Origin of the sequence: Blastococcus sp. MG754426 (assembly GCF_021699055.1) — a bacterium.
Taxonomy (GTDB): domain Bacteria; phylum Actinomycetota; class Actinomycetes; order Mycobacteriales; family Geodermatophilaceae; genus Blastococcus.
This window is the reverse complement of record NZ_SSXC01000172.1, coordinates 1-758: the sequence shown is the minus strand read 5'-3', so window position 1 is coordinate 758 and position 758 is coordinate 1. Positions and strand designations below refer to the sequence as shown.

The window sequence follows — 758 nt, the reverse complement described above, 5'->3', positions numbered from 1 at the left end:
AGCAGGCCGGTGCGCCAGCGGACGCGCCCGGCGCGGGCGTGGCCGACCACGCTCACCGCCGCGGTGACGCCGACGACCACGAGCGAGGCGGCGATCGCCCCCTTGGCGTCCATGCCGGCCACGTAGACCAGCAGCGGCACCATCAGGATCGAGCCGCCCCCGCCGAGCAGCCCGAGGGTGACGCCGACGACGACAGCCAGTGCGACGGTGAGCGCGATCAGCATCGGGTCACCGCTTCCGGGTGAGCTGGTCCAGCGCCGAGCCGGTGGCGCGGGCGCCCCGCTTGTTCCACGGCATCTTCGCCAGTGCCATCCCCATGGCGCAGGTGTCGGAGACGGCGGCGAAGACCAGCCCGCCGCCCACGAAGCCGGACAGCCACTTGGCCCTGGGGGCGACCGTGCTGCCCAGGATCCCGGCGAGGACGAGGGACCCGGCGGCCAGGCGGACCTGGCGCTCGAGCTCCCAGCTCTGCCGGCCCCGGTTCACCGCGCCACCGGTCCTCTCCCAGTCCACGATGCCGCCGGAGAGGACGGTGGGCGAGGTGAGGCCGGCCGCCTGGAGAGCCTCCTGCGCCTGTCCCGCCCGGGCCCCGGAGCGGCAGACGAGGACGACGTCGTGGTGGTCGTCCAGGACCGTGCAGAGCTGGTCGAGCGAGCCCCTCAGCTCGTCGAGGGGGACGTTGACCGCGCCGGGGATGTGGCCGGCCTCGAACTCCGCCGGGGTCCGGACGTCGATCAGCGTGGGGTCCGGGTGGGAGC

Annotated in this window: 2 protein-coding genes; both read right to left on the bottom strand. The window is 74.8% G+C overall.

Going from position 1 to position 758, the window contains the following annotated elements; all coding sequences use genetic code 11:
• Window positions 1-224, bottom strand: a 224-nt coding sequence (locus tag E9549_RS22845; RefSeq protein ID WP_236828893.1) for a TSUP family transporter, incomplete at its 3' end; no start/stop codon positions are given.
• 4 nt (window positions 225-228) lie between these two features.
• Window positions 229-758, bottom strand: a 530-nt coding sequence (locus tag E9549_RS22840) for a rhodanese-like domain-containing protein (RefSeq protein WP_236828892.1), incomplete at its 5' end; no start/stop codon positions are given.